The organism is Chitinophaga chungangae (genome assembly GCF_017742215.1).
GTDB classification, from domain to species: domain Bacteria; phylum Bacteroidota; class Bacteroidia; order Chitinophagales; family Chitinophagaceae; genus Chitinophaga; species Chitinophaga chungangae.
On sequence record NZ_JAGHKP010000003.1, the window covers coordinates 244,565 to 269,832 of the forward strand.

Sequence of the window (25,268 nt, forward strand, 5' to 3'; positions counted from 1 at the left end):
CTGAACTCATGATACGCATTCACATGAAATATATTTTCTTCCTGGCCATCGCCGGCAGCCTGTTCCTGGCCGCCTGCAAAAAGGATACGCCCATTGGGCCGCCGATAAAGCTTGAACCGGACTATGCGCTGCCGCAGGGCAACGCGCCGAAAGAAGCGAACGACAAGATCCAGCAGCTGTACGACAAGTACGGTTCCTATTTCCTGTACAACTTCACCCAGAAGGATTTTGAATGGATACAATCCTCCGGCAACAGCAACAGCAAGATCGATACCGCCGTGCTGGGCAACCCGGAGTATACTATGGATATGCTCGCTTTGCTGGAGGATGTATGGCTGAAATTCCTGCCGGAAGACTTCAAGAAAAAAGGCGGCATTCCTTACCGCGTATTCATCATGGACAGCATCAAGCAGTTCCGCGGCGCCGGTTACCCGCCCGGATTTGAATACCTGAACTTCGAGTATAAAGTGATCGGGAAAGCCATTGCCTTCAGCGGCATGAACGCCAACCTGCGAACGATGACGCCCGCGCAGAAACTTGCGAAAAAGAACCTGATCATCGGCGTGATGTGGAACTATTATGTGAACAGCGGTTTCCTGGACGTTCCGGCCGCCTTTTATAACGTTTCCGACTATGTGAACCAGCCGCAAATGCCCATCAACGCCGCCAACCCGGCGAACGTGGAGGCGTACCGCCAGCGCGGGTTCCTGCCCGAATCGTACAACATCGTTACCGGCGCGCCCAGCGAATGGCTAAAAAGCGCGTATTTCTGGACCAGCACGCCGAAGAACTACGACCTCAGCTCGTATATCTATCACATGCTGCAATGCTCAGACGAGAAGATCGCGCCGCTGGTGAACGACAATTACCCGCTGATCAAACAAAAGTTCGACATACTGGTGAAACACTTCAGGGATAAATACGGCATTGACGTGAGGGCGATCGCCAACGCCACCTATTGATCCATGTTTACGGCTGCTCTCCGGCAAACCGGCGAAGGGCGGCTGTTTTCACCCTGTTACCGTTTGTAACGCAAACAAACCGCCGCCGCTCCTTCCGCCAATGTAGCAGCAAAAAAAATCAGGCAACAATGTCCTCGTCATAAGCATCAAACAAGGCCCCGATGTTCATCGGGGCTTTTGTTTCGCTTTGTCCCGGCCGTTCGCGGGCCGCATTTGCCTTTCATCAATAATCGGGTCGGAGGCAGGTAGAAGAGAGCGGGTTGGTTGTTTCAGAGAAGGCCTTCAAACAATTATGAAAACAATACTTACTGAATGGAAAACGCCATTGTAAAAGTTGAAAATCTGTCTCACCGCTACACCTCGCAATGGGCGGTCAGGGATATCAGTTTCGAGATACGCAGCCAGGGAGTGGTAGGGCTGCTCGGCTCCAATGGGGCCGGTAAATCCACCACCATGAACATTATCTGCGGCGTGCTGAAACAAACCAAAGGCAAGGTGTTCATCAACGGCATCGACCTGGATAAAAATCCCGTGGAAGCGAAAAAGAACATCGGTTTTATGCCGCAAAAACTGCCGCTTCACCTCGATTTTACCGTAGAGGAATACCTGACCTATTGCGCCGACCTGCGGCTGGTAGATAAATCGCAGGTGAAAAACGCCGTGACCGCGGCCGCCGAAAGATGCGGCGTGCTGCATTTCAGGGACCGGCTGCTGCGCAATCTTTCCGGCGGTTACCAGCAACGCGTGGGCATCGCCCAGGCTATCGTGCACAGCCCGCGGTTCGTGGTGCTCGACGAGCCCACCAACGGCCTCGATCCCAACCAGATCGTGGAAGTGCGCCACCTGATCCGCGAAATAGCGAAAGACAGGTCGGTGCTTCTGTCTACCCACATCCTCTCCGAAGTACAGGCCACCTGCCAGGAGATCAAGATGATAGACCAGGGGCAGCTCGTGTTTTCCGGCACCATGGACATGTTCGATAATTACATCGAGCCGAACAGCCTCATTCTTTCGCTGGACGAGCCGCCCGGCGAAGAAGAACTGATGCGGCTGGAAGGCGTGCGCTCCGTGGAACAGATCGGGCCGTACCGCTTCCGCCTCGGGTACGACGGCGATAAAGGCACCACCCGGCGCGTAGCCGCCACCAGCGTGGAACGCGGCTGGGGCCTGATGGAGCTGGTAGTTGAAAAAAGCTCGCTGGACGCAGTGTTCGCAAGACTGTCCGGGAAGGCCGGCAAATAATGCACTTTAAAAAGACATCAATCAATGAGACAAATATATAAGATCGCGAAAGCGGAGCTCTATACGTTATTTTATTCGCCCATTGCCTGGATGATCCTGGTGATCTTCGCCTTCCAGACCGCCTTTGTATTCAGCGGCGTTTTGCAGGAGCTGACGCGTTACCAGGAACTGGTAGACGGCGTAGGCGCGGGCACTTACGGCCTTTTCGGCTCGCAGGTCGCGCTGTTCCCCGCCGTGCAGGGTTACCTGTACCTCTACATGCCTTTGCTCACTATGGGCCTGATGAGCCGCGAGCTGAGCAGCGGCTCCGTGAAACTGCTTTATTCCTCACCGCTCACTTCCTCGCAGATCATCGCCGGGAAATTCCTGGCCATGATGTTGTACAGCCTGCTGATGATCGGCATTTTGCTGGTGTACGTCGTGTTTGCGGGAACCAGGGTGGAGAACTTCAGCTGGCAGGAAGCGTCTTCCGGTTTGCTGGGCCTTTACATGCTGATGTGCGCGTATTCGGCCATCGGCCTGTTTATGTCCTGCCTCACCGGTTACCCTGTGGTGGCCGCGCTCGGCACGCTGGTGCTGCTGGCCCTGCTGAACTACATCGGCAAAGTATGGCAGAGCGTTGAATTCGTGCGCGACCTCACGTACTGGCTGTCTATCTCCGGCCGCTCCGGCACGCTCATCGCGGGGCTGATCGGTTCGGAAGACGTGCTGTATTTCCTGATCATCATGGGATTGTTCCTCAGCCTCGCCGTGCTGCGCCTGCAGGCCAGCCGCGCACACGCTTCCTTTGCGTCTGTATGGAGCAAATATTCGCTGGTGTTGGTCATTGCGCTCGCGCTCGGGTATCTTACTTCCCGGCCGGTGATGAAAGTGTATTACGACGCCACCGAAACGAAAAGGAACACGCTCACGCCTAACAGCCAGGACGTGGTGCGGAAAATGACCGGCGGGCTCACCATCACCACTTACGTGAACCTGCTGGACCGCGAAGCCTTTAACGGCCTTCCCGCGCAGGTGAACGAAGACAAAGACCGCTTCAGTCATTACCTGCGTTTTAAACCGGAAACCAAATTCCGTTACGTATACTATTACGATCAATCCGTCAACCCTGCCTTCAGAAGCCCGAAAGAGCCGAAAGACCAGCCGTTGGCCGAGCAGGCGAAGAAAAGAGCCGAAGTGATGGACATTGATGTTGACATGTTCCTCACACCGGAAGAGATCAAAAAGAAGATCGACCTCAGCGCCGAAGGCAATACTTTCGTGCGCGTGATCGAAAGGGAAAACGGCCAGAAATCTTTCCTGCGCCTGTACAACGACATGATGAAATTCCCCAACGAAGGAGAGATCACCGCCGCGTTCAAACGGATGGTGATGAAACTCCCCCGCATCGGCTTCCTGGAAGGCGGCCGCAGGCTGGAAGGCGACCGGGCGAAGGATTACACGCTTTTCTCTTCCGAAAGGACCTTCCGTTATTCGCTCACCAACCAGGGCTCAGACGTGGAAACGCTCGACCTTTCCGGCGATAAACAGATCCCGGAGGATATGGACATCATCGTGATCGCCGATCTGAAAGAAGCCCCGGATTCCAACGTCCGCAAAAAGATCGACGCCTACATCGCCGCGGGCGGCAACCTGGTGGTAACGCTGAAACCCGGCTCGGAAGTGATGGAAGACTTCATCGCGCAGTTCGGCCTCAAAACCGTTCCCGGCCAACTCGTACAGCCGAAGCTGGACGTAGCCGGCAACGTGGTGATCTGCGTGCCGACCAAAGAAGGCAAAGCCATGGCGGAGATATTCGACAACATGGACAAACGCGGGCAATGGGTAGGCATGGTCAATTCCGCCGGTCTCGAAAAAGCGGAAGACAAAGGATTTAAATTCACGCCGATCATTTCCAGCAGGGACACGATGAAGACCTGGAACGAACTGCAAACGATCGATTTCGTGAACGATTCCGCCACGCTGGACCCCGCCACCGGTGAGCATCAGGGCACATTCGTGACCATGATGGGCCTTTCCCGCCAGGTGGGTAAAAAAGAACAGCGCATCGTGGTGCTGGGCGACGCGGATTGTATCAGCAACGCCGGTATGACCCCGCCGATCCGCCGCTACGGCGCTTCCAACTTCACGCTCATCCCCGGTATGTTCCACTGGCTGTCTTACGGCACCGTACCGGTAGACGTAAGCCGTCCCGCGCCGACGGACAACCAGCTGCATATGAAGAAAAACGGCGCGAAAGCCGCCAAAACGATATTGATGTGGGTATGGCCCGGCATCATCCTGCTCGCGGGCGCCATCCTGCTGATCAGGCGCCGGAGAAAATAAAAGAAGTGTTATGATCCTGATGACCGATAAACAAACGATCAATGACCTTAACCTCTTTGGTAAGGGAGGTAATGATGGCATCTATGCGCTGTTTAACCGCACGCATACGAAAGGCGGCTCGGAACTGTTGGAACACATGTTCCGGCGCCCGCTGTCGGACGAGCGGATGATCAACGCGCGCAGCTCCGTGATCCGGTATTTCGCCGGCAACGAAGTGCGTTTCCCCTACGAAAGTTACTGGTTCGACGCCGCGGAGCAATACCTGTCCGATACGGACGAGCGCACGCAGCTCAGCCGGCAGGAAGACAACCTGGCCCGGAAATTCAACCAGCTGATCGCGGCGGATACCGTTTATAAAACGGTGGAAAAAGGCGTTGCCAGCCTCATCGGCATCCTGCAGGCGACGCGCGGTTTTGTGAACGCCACACGCGGCAAGGTGGCTGAAATCCCTTACAGCGCGGAAATTTCCGCGATGGAGCAATTGCTAGCCCATCCCGCATTTCAGCCGGTGTTGGCGGAAAATTCGAAACAGAAATTATCTTTCGCCACGCTTTCCGCATACGACCAGTTGCTTCGTTTCCGCGAGCGTGATAAGCTCCGGCAATTGCTGGACCATATCTATCTCGCCGATGTGTACCTGTCCGTCGCCAAAACGGGCCGGGAGCGGGGTTACGCTTTCCCTCACGCCGTGGCGCGGGAATTGCAAACGGTGTCGCTGGAAAATTTCTGGCATCCTTCACTGGAAAAACCAATAAAAAATTCGCTGGAGATCACGCGGGAAGGCAATGTGCTGTTCCTGACCGGCGCGAACATGGCCGGCAAATCCACTTTTATGAAATCCCTCGGCATTGCGATGTACCTCGGGCATATGGGTTTTCCCGTACCTGCGTCGAAGATGGAATTTGCAGTGAGGGACGGTATTTATACCACCATCAACCTGCCCGATAACCTCAGCCAGGGCGCCAGCCATTTCTACGCGGAAGTGCTGCGCATAAAAAACGTGGCACGCGAGCTGAGCCGCGACAAATACCTGTTCGTGATCTTCGACGAACTGTTCCGCGGCACGAACGTAAAAGACGCCTACGAAGCCACCATCGCCGTTACATCGGCTATCGCGCGGAGGAAGAACTGCATGTTCGTCGTGTCTACGCACATCATTGAAGCGGGAGAAGTGCTGAAGGAAAAATGCGCGAACATCCGTTTTATGTACCTGCCCACTTTGCTGGATAACGGCAAACCCGTATACACGCACAAGCTCAGGGAAGGCATTACAGCAGACAGGCACGGCATGGTGATCATCAAAAACGAGGGCATCCTGGATATTTTGTCCAGAAAAAAAACAAAAACGACATGAGTTTTATTGCCGATAAACAAACGCTCGACGACCTGCAGCTGCTGGGGAAATTCAACAGCAGCTCGATATTCAGCCTGTTTAACCGCGTGAAGACAAAAGGGGGCGAGCAGGTGCTGGACCAGATGTTCCTCCGCCCGATGACGGAGGTAGGGGCCATCAACGCCAGGAGCGAAGTGTTCCGTTATTTCCGCGACCATGCGGCGGAGTTTCCGTTCCGGAACGATGCCATCGCCGCGATGGTGGCTTACCTGGAGGAAAACAGGGAACAAAGCGCCGGTCTTTCTTTCTTCAGGATGGCGCGGAACAAGACCATGGCTTCCATCACGCGCGATGAAACGTACGAACGCGAGCAGCAGGGTTTGCAGGCATGCCTGGTGATCCTGCGCGAATGCGGCGCGTTATTGCGCCGGCTGGAACAGGATGGCCTGCATACCGGCACGCCCTGGGCGGCCTGGGCGCAACAGGCGGGGCTGGTGCTGCGTCACCCGCAGGCGGCGGCTTTCCTGGAGATGCCGGCGAACGAAGAGCTGTCGCTTTCGCAGTCGGCGAAGCTGCGCCACCTGGTGGCAGGCGTTTGGAAAGAACAATTGCTGGCGCTTATTATGGCGACCTACGAGCTGGACGTATACATTGCCGTGGGAACGGTGGCGCGGGAAAAGAATTTTTCATTTGCGGTCGCGCGGCCGCGCAGCGCCAATATGCTGCATGCGGTAGACGTAAAACATCCGCGGCTGGACAAAGGCGTGACCAATTCTTTTTCTTTCAGCAAGGAAGGAAATGTGCTGTTCCTCACCGGCGCGAATATGGCGGGAAAATCCACGCTGATGAAATCTTCCGGGATTCTGCTCTATCTCGCGCACATGGGCTTTCCCGTGGCTGCGGGCGAGCTGGAATTTTCCGTCATGGATGGCATTTATTCCTCCGTGAACGTGCCAGACGATCTCAACAAAGGATACAGTCACTTTTATGCGGAAGTGCTGCGCGTGAAAAAAGTCGCGGAAGAAGTGAGCGAAGAAAAAAAACTGTTCGTCATTTTCGACGAGCTTTTTAAAGGCACGAACGTTAAAGACGCGTACGACGCCACGTTGTCCGTCACTGCAGCGTTTGCCGGGTTTACGGATTGTTTCTTCATTATCTCCACGCATATTTTTGAAGTGGGAGAAGCGTTGCGGGAAGAACCTTCCGTGCGTTTTGTGTTCCTGCCGACGGTGATGGAAGGGCATGTGCCGAGATATACCTACAAACTGCAGGAGGGCATAACAACAGACCGCCAGGGGATGATCATTATCGAGAATGAAGGGATATTGGACATGTTGTAAAATTGCTATAAATCCTAACCAACCCATAAAGACCTGCCGTGTTTTGCGGCGGGTCTTTTTTTCTTTCCAGACTACATCGTGACCAGGTGTTACCTACATCGGAATTTCCCGGTTCCTACAAAACTGTCAGCCCTTCTTTATTGTAAGCCGCCATCATAGGATGATTGGGGGCAAGCTCCGTAACAAGGTAATCCACCTGGTTCACGTCGCAGATCTTTAACCGGCGGCTGCTGTTCAGTTTTTCGCTGATGCAGAGCACGGCGGTTTTGCGCGCGGAGCGTACGATCGCTTTTTTTACCTGCACGATCTCCCAGTCTACGTCCGTCAACCCCTCTTCCGCGGAAAAACCGTTGGCGCCCAGCAGGCAGAGGTCGGCTTTGATCTCGGACAGCTGGTTGATCACGCTGGAGCCGGTATGGAGATTGGCGTTCTTGCATAATTTCCCGCCGATGGTGATCACTTCCAGGTTGCTTTTTTCGGAGAGGGTAATGGCTACCTGCGGGCTGATGGTAAAAAAGGTGACCGTGAGGTGCTCCGGGATGGCTTTGGCTACCTCGAGCATGGTGGTGCCGCCTTCCGTGAGTATCACCATATCTTTTTTGATGAGCGACAAAGTTTTTTCAGCGATCGTTTGTTTGTAATCCTGCGCATACACGGTGCTGTCTTTCATGAACGGGGTGGCGAGCGATTTGCTGATAGCCCCGCCATGCACTTTGATGATATACCCTTCTTCCACGAGCTCTTTCAGATCGCGGCGCACCGTGTCTTCGGACACGTCCAGCAATATGCTGAGGTCGTTGGATAAAACCTTGTTGTGCAGGTTGATCTCCCGCATGATGAGCTTTTGGCGTTCTTCTTTGATCATTTTTGCGCGTATAAACCAGTTCGAAATTAACCCAAAAAGCAATTGCCGGTATGCTGCTATTTGCGTTTTTGTGCCGAAATTGGAATAAACCCGCAAATCGGCATCAATGGAACGTTAAGAGATGGTTATGTTATTGTTAAGTTGGTGCAAAAATACGATTTATAGTCTATTTATGAACATTTTGTTGTGAAAATAGTGCAATTATCCCGGAAAACTTAATTAATGAAGATTTTCGTTCATGTGTTTATTTGCGGGTTTTTATTTAAAAAAAATGCAGAAAAATTTTGAATTTGCGTTTTTGTGCCGTTATATTTGTTCTGATAATCGACCAAAAACGCAAGTTTGCAATCTTCAGGCTTTCCAAAAACAGGCAAATACGCAGCATTTATCATTAGACAATTTTAAACCGGAAATATGCAAAAGACATTTCTTGTATCTATGACAGCTCCGGCCCACAGGCTGTGTTTTATCGCAGGTGTCCTTTGCCTGCTGGTATGCAACTCTATCTATGCCGCAGCCGCCAGCCCCGCCGGTAAGTTCTCCGCCGAACGGCCCGCGGACATCATCGTCCGCGGAACGGTCACCGACAGCGACAACGGCGCCGCATTGCCCGGCGCACAAGTGCGGCTCAAAGGCTCCAAAACGGGCGCCGCATCAGACGGCGAAGGCCGCTTCACGCTCACCGTGCCGGACAACGGCGGCACGCTCATCGTCAGTTTTATGGGGTATACCACGCAGGAAGTGGATATCGCCGGGCGCACGGAGATCAACATCCAGCTGAAACCCGACGCCCAGAAACTCCAGGACGTGGTGGTGGTGGGCTACGGCACGCAGTCCAAAACAAAAGTGACCGGCTCCGTGGCGCAGGTGGGCGAAGAGGTGTTCAAAAACCGCCCCATCGTTAACATCGCGCAGGGCCTGCAGGGCGCCATCCCTAACCTCAACATCTCCTTCGGCGACGGCCAGCTCAACCGCGGCGGCACTTTCAACATCCGCGGTTTTACGTCCATCAACGGCGGCGCCCCGCTGATCCTGATAGACGGCACGCCCGGGGAGATCAACCTCATTAACCCGGAAGACGTGGAAAGCGTGACCGTGCTCAAAGACGCCGCTTCCGCCGCCATTTACGGCGCCCGCGCCGCCTTCGGCGTGATATTGGTCACCACCAAAAAAGGCAAAGAAGGCAGACCGCTCGTGCGTTATACGAGCAATTTCGGATTTGGCAAACCGATCGGTATCCCCAGCGTAGTGAACGACGCGCTGGAAGCCGCTACCGTGCAAAATGAAGCCTACCGCGGATATGCCGGCACCGACGCACCCGGCATGCCCGCCATTATCGATTATCTCAAACAGCGCCGCGACGATCCTTCGCTGCCCGAACTGGGCACAGACGCCAGCGGCAACTTCATCCGCGGCGCGAATACCGACTGGTACGATGAATTTTACCGCGACAAGGCGCCCTTCTCCAAAAACTACATCAGCATTTCCAATTCTAAGAATAATACTTCGTATTATCTCTCGCTGGGTTACGAAAAACAGAAGGGTATTTTTGAACAGGCCACCGATTCGTACCAGCGCATCAGCTCCCGCCTCAAAGTGGATACCCGCGTTTGGGAATGGCTGCAGGTGTTCGACAACATCGAGTTTAACCAGGGCCTGTACGATGCGCCCAATAAGTTCGTGACAGACGGCGGCTACAACGTGTACCGTTATCTTTCCCTCTACGCCAACCCCTACGAAGCGATCAAAACCGCCAATGGCAATTATACGCTCGCGGGCATGTCTGTTTTCGGACAGCTGAACGACGCGGGCCGCACTAAAAACAAAGACCAGGTGTTTAAAAACACGATCGGTTTCCGCACGAATTTCTTTGGCAACCGCTTGCGGCTGAACGGCGATTACACCTACTTCCTCACGCAAACCCGCGACGACATCCAGTATTTCCGGATGAAGTACGAGAACAGGCCCAACAGCATCGTGAATTTCACGAACCCCGATTATTATTCTTCCGGCGCCGCGGACAGGGCGCATCACATCATCAACCTGTACGCAGAATACGAAGAACGTTTCGGCAAACATCACCTGAAAGGCATGGCGGGCTTCAACCGCGAGCTGAACCAGCTCAGTTCCTTTATCGCGCGCAGGGATGAGAATATCACTTCCAGCCTCGGCTCCGTCAACCTCACCAACGGCATCCCGACTTTGTCCGCCAATAAATCCGAATGGGCATTGCAGGGCATTTTCGGCCGCGTGAACTACGATTTCGATAATAAATACCTGCTGGAATTCAACGGCCGCTACGATGGCACTTCCCGCTTCGCGAAGAACGACCGCTTCGGTTTTTTCCCTTCTGTTTCCGCGGGATGGGTGTTGTCTAACGAGGCATTTTTCAGTCCGCTGAAAAGAACTGTCAACAGTTTCAAGATCCGCGGCTCTTACGGCTCGCTGGGCAACCAGCTGGTGAGCAACTATGCTTACATCAGCACCATGTCTCCCTATTCCGCCTCCGATCTGCTCGACCTGAACGGCCAGTTGCCGCTCGCGGTGCGCGCTCCCAACCTGGTGCCTTTTAATCTTACCTGGGAAACGGCCAGCACGCTGAACCTCGGTTTTGATATGGCTTTGCTGAAAAACAGACTGAACGTGGGTTTTGACTGGTACGACCGGCAGACCAAAAACATGCTCACCAAAGGCAGAACATTGCCCGCGGTATTGGGTACCGCCGAACCAAAAGAAAACGCGGCCGATCTTTCTACCAAAGGATGGGAGCTGTCGCTGAAATGGAACGACGAAACGCAGCTGGCGGGCAAACCGTTCTCATATTATGTTTCGGTGGTATTGTCAGACAGCCGTTCGTTCATCACGCGTTTCAACAATCCCAGCAGGTTGCTGACCGATTTTTACGAAGGAATGGAAGTGGGAGAGATCTGGGGATACACCACCCTGGGCTTTTTCAAAACAGACGACGAATCCGCCACACATGCCGATCAGTCGAGGCTGCACCTGTTCCCCGGCCTGCCTAAAGCGGGAGACATCAAGTTTGAAGATACGAACGGCGACAAGGTGATTAACTTCGGGAAAAACACCGTAGACGATCCGGGCGATCTCTGCAAGATCGGCAACACCACGCCGCGTTACGCATATGGCGTGAACATGGGTTTTAACTGGTACAACTTTTCGCTGGACGTGTTCCTGCAGGGCGTTGGCAAACGCGACTTCTGGCCGGGCACCGAAGCTGCAGTGTTCTGGGGTTTCTACAACCGCTGGAACCAGCCGGTATACGATCATATCTACGGCAATTACTGGACGCCCGAAAATCCCGATGCGTATTTCCCGCGCCTGCGCGCTTACGAAGCGCTCACGACAGACCGTTCACTGGGCGCCGTGCAAACGCGGTACCTGCAAAATGCGGCATACCTGCGCCTGAAGAACCTGAGCGTTGGTTATACCATTCCGCGCGCCGTTACCGATAAAGCGAAGATCTCGCTGGCAAGGGTGTTCTTCTCCGGGCAAAACCTGTATGAATGGACGCGCCTGTCCAAAGCATTCGATCCCGAAGGGCTGAATGACGAAGTGGACGCTTCCCGCTCAAACGGCGCCGGTTTCGTTTACCCGCTGCAACGTACGTTCACATTTGGTGTAGAGCTCAACTTCTAAAAATTATTTTATGCAAATAAGATCACTTTTATTGCTGTTGCTGACAGGTTGCTGTTTTGTCGCCTGTAAAGATGATTTCCTGGAGCGTTACCCGCAAAGCGAGATCAGCCCGCAGCAGTTCTTTAATACGGAAAAAGACCTGGAATTGTATACCAACGGCTTTTACGCCAGCCTGCCCGGCGAAGGCGTTTTTACGGCGGATTTTTCCAGCGATAACGTAGACGTTTCCGCGATCGACGAAGTGGTGACCGGAAGAAGGAGGGTGTTCACGGACGCGGCTTCCGCCGGCTGGACCTGGACGGCGCTGTACAATATCAATTATTTCCTGGAACAATACGACAAACCGGTGATCCCCGCCGAAGCGAAAAATCATTATGCCGGTGTGGCAAGGTTTTTCCGCGCATGGTTCTATTTCGATAAGCTGAAACGTTTCGGCGACCTGCCCTGGTACAGCCAATCGCTCAACGCGGGCAGCCCCGGCCTCTACAAAGCGCGCGACCCGCGCACGCTGATCGTGGATTCCATTATTGCCGACCTCGATTTCGCGGCCGCCAACCTGCGCCCGGCCAAAACGCCCGCGCGCATCAACAAATGGACGGCGCTTTCTTTCAAATCTACCGTTTGTCTTTTTGAAGGCACTTTCCGCAAATATCATCCCGAGCTCCAGTTAACGGCCTCGGCGGACGGACTGCTGCAGGAAGCCGCGGAAGCGGCGGATGCGGTGATGAAAAGCGGGCAGTACAAACTGGCCACAGGAGACGCCAGTAATGTGTACCTGAATCTTTTCGCTGCGCAAACGCCCAATGCGAACGAGTTTATCCTTAGCCGTTTGTACGGCCTGGCAGTGAATAAATCGCACGCCGCCAACCAGATCTTCACCTCGCCCACGCGCGGCAATCCCGGGCTGACCAAATCGCTGATCGAATCTTACCTGATGGCGGACGGCTCGCGTTTCTCCGCCGCGCCGGGATCGGCTACCATGCCTTTCTGGGAGGAAGTGCGGAACAGGGACCCTCGCCTGGCGCAAACCATCCGCACGCCGGGTTACCGCCGCATCGGCGCCACGGTGAACCTTGTGCCCGATTACGCCAATGCTTTCACGGGTTACCAGAATATAAAATTTGTGTCCACCCCCGACCAGGACGCCGCTGCTTACACGCCGATGCCCATTATCCGCTACGCGGAAGTGCTGCTGAACTATGCGGAAGCCATGGCGGAGCGGAACCAGCTCACGCAGGAAGAAGCGGACCGTTCCATCAACCTGCTGCGGGCGAGGGTGAACATGCCGAAGCTGACGATCGCGGGCCTGACGGCCGATCCGTTCCTGCTGGCGCAATATCAGCATACTTCTAACGCCGTGGTGCTGGAAGTGCGCCGCGAGCGCCGCGTTGAGCTGGCAATGGAAGGTTTCCGTTTTAACGACCTGATGCGCTGGAAAGAAGGGCATTTGCTGAAAGAAGTTTTCTATGGCGCGTATTATCCCGCCAAAGGCACGTACGACCTCGACCAGGACGGGAAAGACGATGTAGCCGTTGTAGACGTGAAACCTTCGCCTTCCGTACCCGGCCTGCAATACCTCGTATTGGCGCCGGATAAGGCGCTGAGCGAAGGCGACAAAGGAAAGATCATCATTCACAGCAAAGTGACGAAAACGTTCGACGAGGAAAAGGATTACCTGTACCCGCTTCCGCTCAGTGAACTGTTGCTGAACCCGCAACTGAAGCAGAATAATAAATGGCCCGAACAATAAGGAATATGATGAAATACCGTGGATGGATATACGTTTTCGCATGGGTGCTGTTTGTTTCGGCCATACCGCCGAAAGGAGACCCGGCTGTGCTGCGCAGCAAGCTGTTTTACCTGCCTGTTCAATTGGATGCGCATGCCGGCACACGGCACGCATTAACGAACGACGCCGCACTGCGGCAGCTGGGCCGTTCTTACCAGGAACGTGTGCGGGGGGCGCGCAGCGAATGTAAAACCATGGCCTGTTATGCAGCGGCGCTGCACCTGCGCGAAGACGAAGTGCGCCAGGCCGGCGACCGCCTGGTGGCTGCTTACGGGCAAAATAACGAGATGAAGAACGTGGTAAATGCGGTGAAAGCGGCGGGGTATTACGACAGGAATATCCCGCTCGCCGACACCGCATTGCTCCGCTTCGCATGGGAACGCACCGCCGAAGGAATGAATTACATTTTCGATACCTATCTCGCCGGCAAACGGCCGCGATATGCCATCATCGATTCCATTTCCTTTAACGTAAACGATCCCGCTTTTAAAGCGGCCACGGAAAAAATGCTGGACGGGCTGCTGAAAAAACAAAAAATTTCCGGCCCGTATTACGCACTGCCGCTGGATGCAGCCATCGAAACGCTGCTGCTCAACGGCCGCGACGAGGCAGCCCGCTACGAACCGCTTACGGCCGGGCAGAACGCCGCCGCTTATGCCGCAGTGGCCCGCACCGAATGGGAGAAATATCCTTACACTGCCCTGCTGGTGCCCGGTTTCGGGCCGGATTCACCAGGCGTGCGCATCGATCACCGTGGCGTGGCGAGATGTAAGATGGCCGCCGAAAGGTTCAACCGGAAAATGGCGCCTTTCATCATCGTGTCAGGCGGGCATGTGTACCCGCACCGCACGCCTTACAGCGAAGCGGTGGAAATGAAAAGATATCTCACGGAGGAATTGAATATTCCCGCATCGGCCGTCATTATCGAGCCGCACGCAAGGCATACCACCACCAACATGCGCAACGCCGGAAGATTGTTGTACCGCTTCCACATGCCGGTGAACAAACCGTCGCTCGTGGTAACAGATTCCGCGCAGATACTGATGGTCGCCAATCTCGACCAGCGCTGCATGCGGGAGCTGGGAATCGTGCCGTACCGCAACGTGAGAATATTGACCGGGAACGAAGCGGAGTTTTATCCCGTGAAACATTGTTTTTATATCAACGTGCAGGATATTTCAGATCCCTGATAATTATAGTGGAGGATGGGTTTAATCAAAACTTAAAATCATTACCATGAAACACACCGTTCACCGTTCGTTTATTTTGCTGGTTTTCCTCTGCGGCGCCAGCCTGCTATTCTCCTGCCACAAAGTGAAAGAGATAACGGAAAAGCCCGCCAAAGCCGGTCTGGAAAGCAATATGCAGCTCTCTTCGCTGGCAGATTTCAGGGTGATGCAATACAATATCCACGGCGGCATTAACACTGCCGGCTTTTACAACCTGGACAGCATCGCGGAAGTGATCAGGCAGGCCGATCCGGATGTGGTGAGCCTGAACGAAGTGCAAAAGAACTACGAAGCCGCCACGAATTACGACGACCAGGTGGCCCTGCTGGCCGATGCGCTGGATATGCACGCCGTGTTCCTGAAAACTACCTGGAAATCGCCAGTTCCCGAAAACGGCAACAAACCGCGCGAGTTCGGTCATGCGATACTCAGCAAATACCCGATAGAATTGCTCAATGCCCGGCTGTACGACGATCATGACAGTCACTACTTTGGCCTGCTGGAAACGCGCATCGTGATAAACGGTCACCCCGTACTTTTCTACGGCACGCATCTCGCGGCGGACACCGCGGTTTTAAGAAAACAGCGGCAACAGCTGAGAGCGTGGATGGACCAGACCTACGGCACCAAAATACTCATGGGCGACCTCAACGAGATCCCCAATAATTTTAATATCGAAGCGATCAAAGAAACGATGGTGGATGCGTTTGAAGGGCAGGATACCGCGTATACTTTCAAATCCACCAATCCCACCAAACGTATCGATTACATCCTGGGTACTTCCAACATCACGTTTAGCAATACCGATGTAAAACGGAACCGGCATTCCGATCATCACGCTATCGTGGCGGATGCTTCCGTGGGCACTTCCAAACTGAAACTGATGCAATACAACATCCGTCATGGCGAGGGAACGGACGGGGTGGTGGACCTGCAGCGCATTGCCGGTGTGATCCGGGCATCCAAAGCCCAAGTGGTGGTATTGAACGAAGTGGACAGGAATTACGACGCGCGCAGCAACTACGTCGACCAGCTGCAGTGGCTGGCAGACGAACTGGGCATGTACTGGGAGTTTCAGAAAACCACCTGGAAGTCTGCCATTCCTGAATCGGGCAACAAACCCAGGGAATTCGGGCATGCCATCCTGAGCAAGTATCCCATCACAAAGTCATCTACTGAAAGCTGGCTATACGCCAGTTACACCACGCATTACATGGGGCTGCTGAAAGCGAGGATCAGCGTGAACGCGAACCCATTGTACGTGTATGTCACCAACTTTGGGCCCACGGCGGCGGAACGTTTGTCACAGGCGCAGGAAGCGGATTCGCTGGCCGGTCTTGGCAACCATACCTGGAAAGTATTTGCCGGCACGCTGGCCGATATACCGGGCAGCGCTCCCGTCAACACCATGCTTACCAGCTTCACGGACGTTTTTTCCGGGCAAACGGCCTACACCGTTCCGGCGAACGCGCCGACATCGCGGGAGGATTATATTTTAGTGAAAAGTCCTGTAGCGGCGGGAAATACGGCCGTCATTTCCTCGACCGCGTCCACGCACAGGCCCATTGTTTGCGACATCGATATGCAATAAAACCAGGATCATAATAAAACAAAAACATGAACATGTTAAAAGTAACGGAAGAGCCGTCCAGGTACAGGCATCTTGAGAAAATGACCATTGAAGAGATCACGGCCAGCATTAACCAGGAAGACCAGCTGGTAGCGCTGGCGGTGGAAAAAGCATTGCCGCGTCTCAACCAGCTGATCGGCGCCGCGGTAGGAAAATTGCGGCAAAGCGGAAGGTTGTTTTATCTTGGGGCGGGCAGCGGCGGCCGTTTGTCCGTGCTCGACGTGATTGAAATGCCCACTACCTACGGCGTGCCGAAAGGAATGCTGAATGCGGTGCTGGCGGGCGGTACAGACCATCTCGTGGAAGCGTTGGAAGAAAAAGAAGACGATACGGAAGACGCATGGAAGCAGTTGCAGGAACTTCAGATCGGCAAAGGCGATATCGTGATCGGTATTTCGGCGAGCGGTACCACACCCTTTGTGCTGGCGGGTTTGCAGGCATGCCGCAGGCACGGGATCACTACCGGCTGCATCGTGAGCAATCCGGGTTCGCCCATTGCGGCGGAAGCAGACTTCCCGGTGGAAGTGATCACCGGGCCGGAATTCGTTTCCGGCAGCACGCGCATGAAATGCGGCACTGCGCAAAAAATGATCTTCGATATGATCAGCACTACCACCATGATCCAGCTGGGAAGGGTGGAAGACAACCGCATGGTGAACGTGGCATTGATCAACAACAAGATCATCGACCGGGCGGTGAAAATGCTGATGTCGAAAGCAGGCATCACAGATTATGAGAACGCGAAGGAACTGCTTATCGCTCACGGCAGCGTCAGGAAAGCGCTGGACCATCTTTCAGAAAGAATATAAGACCATATGAAAATGCGCTTCATTACCGGGCTGGCTTTGCTTTTTAGTACTACGGGCTTCGCACAGAACGGGTTCAAAACAGGAACGGCCACCGTGCACATCGATCCGGATACCAATGCCGTGTATTCCGCCGCATTGGCGGGTTACGGCGTGCCCAGGGAAGGGCGTTTCAGCCTCACCTGGCAACCGGTGCAACCGCTTGCGGACATTACCGCGCTTACCTCGGCGAACGGCAGATTGTATGCCGCCACTTCGCGGGGCGAATGGATCACGGCGGCTCCCGCGGCGGATACCTTTCAGTGGAAAGCCGCGGGCAAAACCCCGGTGCTGAAAGCCCTCACGGCTATGAACGGGAAGTTTTACGCGGCGGACGCCGCCGGTGAAATATTCGAAGGCGCCCCGTGCAAAACCGGCGTACGCTGGAAAAAACGCGGCAACGCCGGCCCGGTAACCGCGCTTGCTTATCTGAACGGCAAACTATACGCCTCTGTTGGGAATACTTTGACGGAAGGAACCATTACCGCGGGGAAGATCAGCTGGCGGACATTGGATAACGCGCCTGCTTTCATCAGTATGACCAGCAACGGCCGCGAACTGTACGGCGCAAACAGCGGCGACAGCCTGTGGACGGGCGTTCCAGGCCCGAAAGGGGTTACCTGGCGCCAGATCGGCCGGAAGAACGACATCACGTACAAGGTCGCCGTCAGGCAAATGGCGGTACTCGGTCATGTTTTATACGCGGCAGACGATGCCAATGTATTGCATAAAGGCAGCCACAAAACGATGAACAACCTCACGGCCCGCGCCCTTGCCATCAGCAGGAACGGTAAAACGGCGGTGATCGTCGGCATAGACGTGTGCGGCTTTAACGCTACACTGGGCACTGCGGTAAAAGAAGCGGTTTCCAAAAGCAGGAACATACCGCCATCCGCCATCCTGCTCAACGCATCGCACACGCATTTTGCGCCGGTTACCCAAACCTGGATCACCTGGGGCGATTTTTATCATTTCCCCGATAGCAATTATCTCAACAAAGTCGTAAAACCCGGCATCGTCCGCGCGATCGAAGAAGCGGTGGACAATCTATCGCCGTCAAACCTTTACTTCGGCCGTGGCTTCACCAACATCGGGCATAACCGGAGAGCGGGCGCCAATGCGGAAAAACCCTACGACAATGTGGTCGATGTATTAAAGGTCACCGATGCGCAGGACAAGCTGAAGAATGTGCTGTTCCTCACCGGCTGCCATCCCGTATTTAAAAATGCGGACGAAGAATCGTTCACGCTCAGCGCCAATTACCCGGCTGTAGCGAGAAAGCTCGTGGAAGAGCGCACCGGATCGGACAACGCGGTGTTTATACAGGGTTGCGGCGGAGATATCAATCCCCGCAGCGCCGATCACCGGGAAACGGGAGCGGAGCTGGCGGCGGACGTGATACATGTGCTGGATGCAGGGCTGCAGCGCATCGAAGGCGATATCAGCTTTTTTATGGACACGGTGAACATTCCCGTGCAGCCCTGGAGCGTGGACAGCATCGTCCGTTTCAGAACGGCGAATGAAGGGAAGCCCGGCGACGTGGAAGCGGAAAAAAATGTGCGGTGGGCCAACCTGATGCTGCAACGGTATAAAAATAACACGGTGGAAAACATTCTCCCGGAATACGTGCAAACGATCAACATCGGCGACTGGAAATTCGTGGGCATTTCCCGCGAAGCGGTTACCGAATACGGCAAAGGCATCCGCGGCATATGGCCGGGGAAACGTGTGTCCGTAGCCGCGTATTGCAACGATGTGGCCAGCTATTTGCCGGTGGCCTGGCACATTCGCGCGGGCGTGTACGAGGGTTTCGGCTCTTTTCTCTGGTATGGCCAGCCGGGCATTCCCCCGCTGGATGTTTATGAACGGCTGATCGAATCCATCAGGGCGAAAAACAGGTAGTGCATTATGACAGAACGGAACCATCCGAAGGCCGCCGATACCGGCAGGGCCATCGTTATCATCGGGATATTATTTTTCGTATTCGGCTTTGTGACCTGGCTGGGATCGGTGTTGATCCCGTACCTGCGCATCGCCTGCCAGCTGACCAATTTTGAATCTTACCTCGTCACTTTCGCTTTTTATATTTCTTACCTGGTAATGGCATTGCCGGCGGCGGGCGTTTTAAAAATCACCGGCTTCAAAAAAGGAATGGCGGCGGGTTTGCTCATTATGGCGCTGGGAACGTTGCTGTTTATCCCTGCCGCTTTAAGCCGGACTTACGGGCTTTTCCTCGCAGGGCTGTTCGTGCAGGGCACCGGCCTTTCCATCCTGCAAAGCGCATCCAACCCCTACATCACGATCCTCGGCCCGAGAGAAAGCGCGGCCCGGCGCATCAGCATCATGGGCATCTGCAACGGCGTGGCGGGCATTATCGCGCCTATTGTGCTGGGCATGATGGTGCTGCAGGATGCGGACGCGCTGCAGGGGAACCTTAAAACCATGAGCACCGCCGCGCGCGAAACCGCGCTGGACGGACTGGCGCATAAAGTGATCGGCCCCTACGGCCTGATGGCGGCAGTGCTGGCGATCCTGGCCGTCGTGATCTATTTTTCTTCCCTGCCGGAGGTGGATGCGGAAGAAGAGGCAACAACAGGCGGAGAGCTGCCGGAAAAGAACAGCATCTTCCGGTTTTCGCACCTGCTGCTCGGCGTGGTGGCTTTGTTCCTGTATGTGGGCGTGGAAGTGATCGCGGCGGACACGATCATCAGTTACGGCGCATCGCAGGGCATTGTATTGTCTACCGCGAAATTTTTCACCAGTCTTACGTTGAGCGGTATGCTGGTCGGTTACCTGGTCGGGATCATCTGTATTCCCCGGTACATCAGCCAGCGGCAGGCGTTGGTCATTTCTTCCTTTTTAGGGATCGCGTTCGCCCTGGCAGCGCTGTTCCTGGAAAACACGGTATCGGTATTTTTTATCGCCATGCTCGGTATCGCCAATTCGCTGATGTGGCCTTCTATCTGGCCGCTGGCCATTCACGGCCTGGGCCGGTTCACACGCATCGGTTCGTCGATGCTGGTGATGGCCATCGGCGGGGGAGCGGTGATACCGCTGCTGTACGGGTATCTTGCCGATGCATGGAGCCCGGGAAAGGCCTACTGGATTTTAATCCCCTGTTATGTATTCATTACGTTTTACGCATTGAAAGGATACAGGGCCGGCATGCCAGCGAGGGAAAAGGCCTGATTTTTTATACGTTAAAATTTAAGCATGAAACTGATTGCAGACGGCGGGTCTACCAAAGCCAGCTGGTGCCTGGTGAGCCAGGGAGAGGAACCGTTATATTTCAGCACGGAAGGGTATAACCCGTATTATGTAAACAGTGAATATATTCAACATTCGTTGCACAAAACATTGCCGTCGGCAGTACCGCGCATGGCGGTAACGGAAGTGCATTTTTTCGGCGCAGGCTGCGAGCCTTCCACGGAAGCGGTGATCGCAAAGGCGCTCCGCGCGTTGTTCGTGAATGCCGCTGTTTCGGTAGGCAGCGATCTGCTGGCCTCCGCCAAAGCGTTGCTGGGCAACAAGCCCGGTTTCGCGGCTATTCTCGGAACGGGCACGAACACTTGTATGTACGACGGCGAACAGGTCACGCATTCCATCGATCCGCTCGGCTATATGCTGGGAGACGAAGGCAGCGGCAGTTACATCGGGAAAAAATTATTGATCGCCTATTGCCGCGAATACCTTCCACCGCATCTTCGCGGCCGGTTTATGGCCGTGTACGGTTTAACGAAGGAGCAGATCATGGAGCGGGTGTACAAAGACCCGCTGGCGAACCGCTTCTGCGCGGGTTTTGCGAAATTCGTAAAACAGCACCTCGACGATGCGTTCATATACCAGCTTGCCTCCGATGCGTTCCACGATTTTTTCCGCGCATTGGTTTGCCAATACCCCGGTTACGCCGATCATACGCTGAATTGCGCAGGCTCTATCGCTTTTCATTTTGAAGACATCCTGAAAGAAACCGCTGCATCGTACGGCATGGTTACCGGCAGGATCATACAAGACCCGATACAAGGGCTGGCCGGGTATTACCGGCAGCAGGAAGTTATTGGCCAGTAAATAACCCGTTCCATCGCGTTTTATCCCTATGCCATGGCCGTGCAGTGTTTGCACGGCCTTTACGGGCTGCTGTTTCCGCGGTTTGTTAAGTCCCGGGAGTTTTTTATTTTGTCAGCCCCGACCCGGGGAACCGCGATTATGCCTGTCCGTTTGTTAAAACAGTCCTTTTCGCTGCTTCATGCCAGCCGTGTAAAACTTGACCGCAAGTGGAACTACCGGAACGTGATCAGCCCGTACTACCGTCTGTATTTTATAGACGAAGGGGAAGGCGTGGTTTCGGGCGCGGGGCACGAACTTAAGCTGGAAGCGGGTTTCATGTACCTGGTGCCGAGTTTTACCTTGTGCAGTCTTTATTGCGAAGAATACCTCAGCCAGTTTTTTATACAATTCTTTGAAGAATCGCCGGACGGCGCTTCCCTGTTCCAGCATCACCGCGCCCCGATGAAAGTGCAGGCTTCGCCGGCAGACAGCGCGCTTTTCCAGAGAATGCTCGCCATCAATCCCGGCAGGGGGATCAGCGGGTCAGACGATCCGCGGGCGTACGAAAAAAGCGTGTATTACCGGCAATGCCAGGAATTGAATAACCACCAAAGCACGGCGGCCTTTCTCGAAACGCAGGGCATTATCCTGCAGCTGCTTTCCCGTTTCCTGGACGCGGTAGACCAATACCAGCCGGCCGAGCGCATCCCGCTGAAAGTACTGGAAGCCATGCGGTATATCCAGCTTCATCTCGATCAGCCCGTCACCATCGCGCAGCTGGCCGGCAGGGCCAACCTGCACCCGGATTATTTTTCCCGCCGTTTCCTGGAACATACGGGGGAAAGGCCGCTGGCCTATCTTCACACCAAACGGATCGAACGCGCGCAATACCTGATCGCCAGCACTGAATTGCCTTACGCACAGATCGCCGCGGAAACGGGGTTCGACAATCTCCCGCATTTCTCGCGCGTCTTCAAAAAGATCACCGGTTTTACCCCCGGCCAATACCGGAAACAGGATTTCCGTTAGTCGGATTTATATAAAACAAAGTCTTATTCGGGCATGGGCGGCGGCCGCCCGCTGGTTACCTTTGAAGAAGCTAAAAACGACCTGTCATGCACAGAAGGGACCTCGTAAAACAACTCGGTTTGTCATTGCCGGCATACCTGCTTTCAAAAAACAGCAGCGCATCGTTCCTCCGGGCTTTTGCCCCGCCGGGGCCTTTTACGGCGTCCTGGGAATCGTTGCGGAAATATACGGTGCCCGATTGGTACCGCAATGCCAAGTTCGGCATCTGGGCGCATTGGGGGCCGCAATGCGAGCCGGAATACGGCGACTGGTACGCCCGCGGCATGTACCAGGAAGGCAGCGGCCAGTACAAATATCATCTCGGGAAATACGGCCACCCTTCGAAGTTCGGTTTCAAAGATGTGATCCATCAATGGAAAGCGGACAAATGGGAGCCCGACGAACTTGTTTCGCTTTACAAACGCGTAGGCGCAAAATATTTTTTTGCGATGGCCAATCACCACGATAACCTCGACCTGTGGGATTCTAGCCACCAACCCTGGAACTCCGTGAAAGTAGGGCCGAAAAAAGACATCATCGGCGGATGGGCGAAAGCTGCCAAAAAACACGGTCTTCCTTTCGGCGTAAGCGTACATGCCGCCCATACCTGGACCTGGTTTGAAGTGGCGCAGGGCGCAGACAAACAGGGCGCGATGGCAGGCATCCCCTACGATGGCCGGCTGACCAGGGCGGACGGGAAAGGGCAATGGTGGGAAGGCCTCGACCCGCAAGACCTCTACGCGCAAAACCACCCGCTCAGCGAAAGCGGCGAAAACAAAAATTCCGGAACACAATGGGCCTGGGGCAATGGCGCGTCGATCCCTTCGGAGGCGTATTGCCAGCGGTTTTTACAAAGAACTATGGAGCTGATCGACAAATACGAGCCGGAGCTGCTTTATTTCGACGATACGGTGCTGCCTTTGTATCCTTTCAGCAATGTGGGATTGCAGCTCGCTGCGCATCATTACAATAAAAGCATGCAACGCAATAAAGGAAAACTGCAGGGCGTGGTGAACGGAAAAGTATTGAATGAAATGCAGCGCCAATGCCTGGTGTGGGACATTGAAAGAGGCCAGAGCAACCGGATAGAGCCGTTTACCTGGCAAACGGATACTTGCATCGGCGGATGGCATTACGATAAAAGGGTGTACGACAACAAACGGTACAAAACTGCCAAAACGGTGGTGCAAACACTGGTGGATATCGTGAGCAAAAACGGCAACCTGCTGCTGAATATACCGGTGAAAGGAGACGGCAGCATCGACGACCAGGAAAAAAATATCCTCGAGGAGGTAGCCGCCTGGATGAAGGTCAATTCCGAATGTATTTACGATACCAGGCCCTGGAAAGTGTTCGGCGAAGGCCCGGCCATGGAAGGCGCCGCGCCGATCGCGGAGCAAGGCTTTAATGAAGGGAAAGGAAAACCGCTGGGCGATGCGGACATCCGTTTTATCACGAAGGGCGACGTGCTGTACGCCGTGGTATTCGGCTGGCCCGCAAGCGGCGTGGTGGAAGTGAAAAGCCTGGCGGCCGGCAATACGCTCAGGCCGCAGGCTGTCAGCAAAATAAGTTTGTTGGGAGGCGGGCCATTATCTTTCAGCAGCGGCAACGATGCGTTGCGCATCACGCTGCCGGGCAACCGGCCCGCACTGGATTATGCAGTAGTGCTGAAGATCGTATAACCGTTTATTTCGACGGCGAAAGCGTGACCGCATCGATCTTTTTCCCTTCGAGATTAAACACTTCGATCTGCAATTGCTGCTTGTCCGCTTTCGCTTTGATGATAGAAGTATTACTGTTCACCAGCACCGGGAAACGCCATGCGCCCGCTTCGGGAGCGCGTTTTACGTTCCTGTGCAAATGCCCGCACAGCATGATCTGCGCGCCGGCTTCATTGAGCAGCGGCACGAATTTTTCCGCTACTTCTTTTTCGCCGTGCCAGCCGCCGAACGGCGGAATATGCCCCACCACTACTTTGTACGGCGCCTCGGTGTATTCCGGCCGTTTGAGCGCTTCTTTCAGCCAGGTGGCCTGTTCCGTGCGGTATGCGTCGTAATCGGCGATGCCGGTGTATTCGATGTCTGAATCGGGTTTGTCTTCGCCCGTGTCCAGCACTACGAAACAAACCGGCCCGGTGCGGAGGAGATAATACAGTTTGCCGGTTTCGGTAGGGAAGTAACGGGGAAATTCGGCGGCGAACTCACCCCGCGTTTCATGGTTTCCACGGGCGTAATACATGGGGATGCGGCCCGCAAAAATGCTGTCTGCCGTGTCCATGAACGAAGTGAAGATCTGTTCTTCGCTGCGGGAGTTGTTTTGCATATCGCCGTTGAAGAATACCAGCTGGTTGTTTTTCCAGTCTACCTGGCCGAGCAGCGTTCGGATAACGTCGTTTTTCTGGTGCATGTCGTTGATAATGGCGAATTGCACCTGTTCCGCTTTGGTATCGTTAGTAGCGAACACGGGGAGCTGGGCCCTGAAAACCTCGCTGGCCGCGATGTTTCCGTATTTAACGATGTAACTCTGGTGGCTGAGCACTTCCTGCGTATAAACCCTGTAACGGTACCTGGTGGCTGGTTTCAGGCCGTCGATCCGTACGTTGTGAACGGTCGATTCGGTTTTGATGCCATGTTCGGCCGCAAAATATTTCGGGCGTTCGGTGGCGTAGAAGTGCGTGCTGTCCGCCGGCGCCAGCTCCACCCATGCGATGGCTTTTTTGTTGGTCGTCCAGACGATATTCACGCCGGTTTCGCCTAAAGCCTGCAGGTATGGGCCGTGCGTGATTTTGAAGTTTTCCTGGGAATAGGAGAATAACGGCGTTAATGCGAACGCCATGAGTAGCAATAAATAATTTTTCATCACCGGAATATTGGTTCGTAATGGAGCAAACAAGATAATACATAATCCCCTGGAATCCGAACATCCGGCAAACAACC

Annotated in this window: 17 protein-coding genes; 15 read left to right on the forward strand and 2 right to left on the reverse strand. The window is 54.5% G+C overall.

Translation table 11 applies throughout. From position 1 onward, the window contains the following. Positions 1-8 precede the first annotated feature (8 nt). The 5 genes from J7I43_RS15335 (at position 9) to J7I43_RS15355 (ending at position 7,202) form a co-directional block, all read left to right on the forward strand. Positions 9-962, forward strand: coding sequence for a hypothetical protein (locus J7I43_RS15335; protein WP_209146603.1), 954 nt, complete (start codon positions 9-11; stop codon positions 960-962). A gap of 312 nt (positions 963-1,274) precedes the next feature. Next, positions 1,275-2,204: an ABC transporter ATP-binding protein gene (locus J7I43_RS15340; RefSeq protein WP_209146604.1), complete on the forward strand. Its 930-nt coding sequence runs from the start codon at positions 1,275-1,277 to the stop codon at positions 2,202-2,204. A 24-nt stretch (positions 2,205-2,228) separates the two neighbouring features. Next, a complete protein-coding gene (locus J7I43_RS15345; protein ID WP_209146605.1) occupies positions 2,229-4,529 on the forward strand; it encodes a Gldg family protein in 2,301 nt (766 codons plus the stop codon). A 10-nt stretch (positions 4,530-4,539) separates the two neighbouring features. Continuing rightward, a complete protein-coding gene (locus J7I43_RS15350; RefSeq protein ID WP_209146606.1) occupies positions 4,540-5,883 on the forward strand; it encodes a MutS-related protein in 1,344 nt (447 codons plus the stop codon). Then, entirely contained in the window at positions 5,880-7,202 is a 1,323-nt protein-coding gene (locus tag J7I43_RS15355) for a MutS-related protein (protein ID WP_209146607.1), read from the forward strand. Before J7I43_RS15350 ends, J7I43_RS15355 begins: the two co-directional genes overlap by 4 nt. A 115-nt stretch (positions 7,203-7,317) precedes the next feature. Here J7I43_RS15355 and J7I43_RS15360 read toward each other — a convergent pair whose 3' ends face one another. Beyond that, positions 7,318-8,067, reverse strand: a complete 750-nt coding sequence (locus J7I43_RS15360) for a DeoR/GlpR family DNA-binding transcription regulator (protein ID WP_209146608.1) — start codon at positions 8,065-8,067, stop codon at positions 7,318-7,320. 414 nt (positions 8,068-8,481) lie between these two features. On the opposite strand from J7I43_RS15360, the gene J7I43_RS15365 reads away from it, so the two are divergent. The 10 genes from J7I43_RS15365 to J7I43_RS15410 all read left to right on the forward strand — a co-directional run bounded on the left by J7I43_RS15365 (position 8,482) and on the right by J7I43_RS15410 (position 24,014). Further along, positions 8,482-11,724 (forward strand): SusC/RagA family TonB-linked outer membrane protein, encoded by a 3,243-nt coding sequence (locus J7I43_RS15365; RefSeq protein ID WP_209146609.1) that lies wholly within the window; start codon positions 8,482-8,484, stop codon positions 11,722-11,724. A 10-nt stretch (positions 11,725-11,734) separates the two neighbouring features. Next, the gene (locus J7I43_RS15370; RefSeq protein WP_209146610.1) at positions 11,735-13,474 is read left to right on the forward strand and encodes a RagB/SusD family nutrient uptake outer membrane protein; all 1,740 of its coding nucleotides are present in this window, start codon (positions 11,735-11,737) and stop codon (positions 13,472-13,474) included. Positions 13,475-13,479: 5 nt separating this feature from the next. Beyond that, positions 13,480-14,703 (forward strand): YdcF family protein, encoded by a 1,224-nt coding sequence (locus J7I43_RS15375; protein WP_209146611.1) that lies wholly within the window; start codon positions 13,480-13,482, stop codon positions 14,701-14,703. Positions 14,704-14,749: 46 nt separating this feature from the next. Continuing rightward, positions 14,750-16,333, forward strand: coding sequence for an endonuclease/exonuclease/phosphatase family protein (locus J7I43_RS15380; protein ID WP_209146612.1), 1,584 nt, complete (start codon positions 14,750-14,752; stop codon positions 16,331-16,333). A gap of 26 nt (positions 16,334-16,359) precedes the next feature. Then, positions 16,360-17,181: an N-acetylmuramic acid 6-phosphate etherase gene (locus tag J7I43_RS15385; RefSeq protein ID WP_209146613.1), complete on the forward strand. Its 822-nt coding sequence runs from the start codon at positions 16,360-16,362 to the stop codon at positions 17,179-17,181. 6 nt (positions 17,182-17,187) lie between these two features. Continuing rightward, positions 17,188-19,119: a hypothetical protein gene (locus tag J7I43_RS15390; RefSeq protein WP_209146614.1), complete on the forward strand. Its 1,932-nt coding sequence runs from the start codon at positions 17,188-17,190 to the stop codon at positions 19,117-19,119. A 6-nt stretch (positions 19,120-19,125) separates the two neighbouring features. Beyond that, positions 19,126-20,406 (forward strand): sugar MFS transporter, encoded by a 1,281-nt coding sequence (locus tag J7I43_RS15395; protein ID WP_209146615.1) that lies wholly within the window; start codon positions 19,126-19,128, stop codon positions 20,404-20,406. Positions 20,407-20,430: 24 nt separating this feature from the next. Then, the gene (locus J7I43_RS15400; RefSeq protein WP_209146616.1) at positions 20,431-21,285 is read left to right on the forward strand and encodes a hypothetical protein; all 855 of its coding nucleotides are present in this window, start codon (positions 20,431-20,433) and stop codon (positions 21,283-21,285) included. Positions 21,286-21,435: 150 nt separating this feature from the next. After that, positions 21,436-22,293, forward strand: a complete 858-nt coding sequence (locus J7I43_RS15405; protein WP_209146617.1) for an AraC family transcriptional regulator — start codon at positions 21,436-21,438, stop codon at positions 22,291-22,293. An 86-nt stretch (positions 22,294-22,379) separates the two neighbouring features. Beyond that, a complete protein-coding gene (locus J7I43_RS15410) occupies positions 22,380-24,014 on the forward strand; it encodes an alpha-L-fucosidase (RefSeq protein WP_209146618.1) in 1,635 nt (544 codons plus the stop codon). 4 nt (positions 24,015-24,018) lie between these two features. Here the strand turns inward: J7I43_RS15410 and J7I43_RS15415 are convergent, their stop codons facing one another. Continuing rightward, positions 24,019-25,167 carry a purple acid phosphatase family protein gene (locus J7I43_RS15415; RefSeq protein ID WP_209146619.1) on the reverse strand — a complete coding sequence of 383 codons (1,149 nt, stop codon included), beginning with the start codon at positions 25,165-25,167 and terminating at the stop codon, positions 24,019-24,021. Positions 25,168-25,268: the final 101 nt, after the last annotated feature.